Genomic DNA, 2,940 nt, shown 5'->3' with positions numbered 1-2,940 from the left:
AATGGGATTATAAAAACAGAAAGGATGAATCACATGAAGATAACAAAGAATCTTTTAAAGTTGATTACATTGAGTAGTTCATTTATCTGATTAGAAGATTTTCTAAAATTGAAGAAAGAGCATTCAAACAAAAAAAAGTATTGAAAAACAACCCTTTCTTTTTTTATATAATCGAAATTGCACCACAAAAAACTCACAAACAATCCGTTACAAACAGACTATATGTGATTTTGCTATACTCCTTGTATTCTGTTTTAACTGCTCTGAGCAACTGGCAACGAGCAGTATATCAACAACTAGCAATCAAAGAGGGGGGAAATAACGAGATAAGTCAGATCAATTAACAAGGAGAAAATTGATAAAAGCAGAACTAAAGAAAGATTCTTACTAAGAAACCTACCGATATTCATTCGAAAGGCATTATTTTCGTTTATGCCGTTGAGTTGATGCGTGGTGCGCTCGAAAAGAACGCAGAAAAAGGAGAAACACCCATATGACAGCACAATTTTTAGAAAAGAAAACTATATTTTTCAAGCTAATGCTTGCGCTCAGCGCGTTTTTTACATTAAGTTTGGCGGGAGCAAAAAAAGCAGATGCATTGGATCTGGCAGGTAATACAGAAATTGCTAAGAAGTTTGTCGAACCACAACCAAAGACAAAATATTTTATGTGGACAGCAAAACAATGGATTCCAGAAACAAAAGAAACGTTATGGGCACCCTTGCGAGCAGATAATTTCTTCTATCCACAAGAACGCACATCTAAAATGAAAATAACTTTACTACCTACAAAGCAAAAAGATGTCTATCAAATTCAATTACCAGGTAACTATTTCTATGTAGATGACTCCAAACCGTTTGTCCGTTATCCTGATTCTGCCTATACTCCTGAACAAAGATATTATCTATTAGGACAACGTCCAAGCCAAAGTAATCTTCGTGCGAGCTGGCAATTCATTCCTGTGCCTGGAAGCAAAGGGGCATACCGTATTCGCAATATGGCTACTGGACGCTACTTGTCCGTTCATATCTGGGATTGTTCAATAACTGGCAGTCCGCTAAGATTAATCGTAAAAGATTACCAACCAGAAGACGCAAATGTCATCCATTCATTTTCCTTTACGAAATAATTCTCCATACAGCAAAAACCAGCAAGAGCGGCTTACTGCCCTTGCTGGTTTTTCACTCTATGCTCAAACATTTTCTTCCCTACTTATTTCCAATCATAAATATATAAGAAAATGCTCTTTATATCTTCAAATAATGTACTTTTTGAAATAGAAAAGAGATTGGTTGTCTTCATACTATCTTTAAAAGCTAAGGAACGCTCACAAATGATCACGTGAGGCCATTCTTCCGCGTAAATGGGCACATCATTTAAAGAATAGTACATCGTATTATCGATCATGTAGTAATCCATATTTAACCAGCGAGAGATGTTTTCGCGATAAACGACATGAGACAGTTCATCTTCCGCAACAATAATGATTGCGAACTTCCTTGGCCTTTTTTGGATGAGACTGGACTCAATCTCCGAACATAATTTTTCTAAGGAAGTGTCATTAAACTTCAGCTCATAGTCCACATGAATTTCTTCTTTCCATTGATTCAAAATTTCCTTTAATGTTGCCAAAATAGCTAGTTGGGAATCACTGAGATAGTAATGCTTTTCAACAGTATAATTTTGCATGTTGTACCACAATGTATTCAAATAATTCATAAAAGGTTTTTCAAAGAGAATATTGTTGGTCAAATTCGCATCAAACTCGTCTTCAATTTGTTTGATCAATTTTTTTACTGTCTTTGGTCGACTCTCAATAAAGATTTCACGTTTTTGCATATAGTTCATATTGACGATCAAATAGTTATTGGTGTTTAAATTAATACTGCGATAAATCGAGACAAAAAAAGCAATTTCACTCTCAGAAAGTTGATTTTCCCCTAAAACTAATTCAGCGACATCTTTGATATGATTAAAAATCATTGTATCCTTTAAAAAGTTAAATTCATCTTCAGGGAAGACCAACGTCTTACTGTCTTTCCTTGAAAGAGACAAATAGGCTGCTAACATTAAAAAGGTATACTCGCGTCTGTTCATTTCATAGTCATTAGCGAGATGACTCAATACTTGTTCCACAAAAATGCTCACTCGTTTGTAAATCGTACTATCAACGATCGTATCTAATAAGTCACAGCGCATCCAGACGGACATCATGACAAGTCGGTATTCTAACTCATTCTCAATGATATTGCCTTCTTCATCCATAATATTCGCGTTTTTAAAGTATTCTTCGACTCGTTTTTTGATTTTAAACGCTTTGGCTACCGAGACAAACTCTTCTTCCACAATCGTCAAATAATTCGTTTCGCCCATTAAATACCAAGAGCAGCCACGTAAAAATTTAGACTCTTTGTAGACTTCTTTAATTAAATCATACCTTGAAAAACTGCTGATAAAAGAGAGTTGGATCGTGGTACTATCCACCTCCATCTGATCAATATATTCTTCAAGAATAATACTGATTTTCTCAAAATCGCGTTTTACCGTATTGAAGGTCACGTCTAACCTTTTCGCCACTTCCCTTACAGATAGCACTTTGAGCTCATAAAGATATTCAGTCAATTTGACTTGTCTGATAATATCTTTTTCAATAAAATTTTCAATCATATTGTTCTCCAATCATTATTTGTATGGAATGATCGTTGTACCTGATCACACTACTTCTACTCATTTCGTTGAAAACAAAAATAGCCAATCAAAACTCAGACCAAAAATTTCAGTGTCTGTTAGAGAAGTATTTTACTTTGATCACAGTAAGAAGCAAAATCGCCTCCTGTATCAACTCATTACTATCTAGTTTATAGCTTTTTCACAAAAAAAACTAGCAGCAATCTTCTACACTTTTTTTTCAAAAAGAGACTCAAAAAAGCTCCTTTCATT

The 2,940-nt window shown here is 34.7% G+C and carries 2 protein-coding genes; one reads left to right on the top strand and one right to left on the bottom strand.

The window, feature by feature from the left end; translation table 11 throughout:
• Window positions 1–493 precede the first annotated feature (493 nt).
• Window positions 494–1,129: a hypothetical protein gene (locus Q0A12_RS06045; protein WP_291291763.1), complete on the top strand. Its 636-nt coding sequence runs from the start codon at window positions 494–496 to the stop codon at window positions 1,127–1,129.
• Window positions 1,130–1,212: 83 nt separating this feature from the next.
• On the opposite strand, the gene Q0A12_RS06040 is transcribed toward Q0A12_RS06045, so the two are convergent.
• The gene (locus Q0A12_RS06040) at window positions 1,213–2,667 is read right to left on the bottom strand and encodes a helix-turn-helix domain-containing protein (protein ID WP_291291762.1); all 1,455 of its coding nucleotides are present in this window, start codon (window positions 2,665–2,667) and stop codon (window positions 1,213–1,215) included.
• Window positions 2,668–2,940 lie beyond the last annotated feature (273 nt).

The sequence above is a fragment of the Enterococcus sp. genome (assembly GCF_022711995.1).
GTDB lineage: Bacteria > Bacillota > Bacilli > Lactobacillales > Enterococcaceae > Enterococcus_D.
Note: the sequence above shows the minus strand (reverse complement) of the source record. Positions and strands in the feature narration are given on the sequence as shown.

What these genes read in the sequence shown, in the direction of transcription:
- Q0A12_RS06040 (WP_291291762.1), bottom strand. Translation starts at nt 2,667, where the DNA reads ATGATTGAAAATTTTATTGAAAAAGATATTATCAGACAAGTCAAATTG.
- Q0A12_RS06045 (WP_291291763.1), top strand. Translation starts at nt 494, where the DNA reads ATGACAGCACAATTTTTAGAAAAGAAAACTATATTTTTCAAGCTAATG.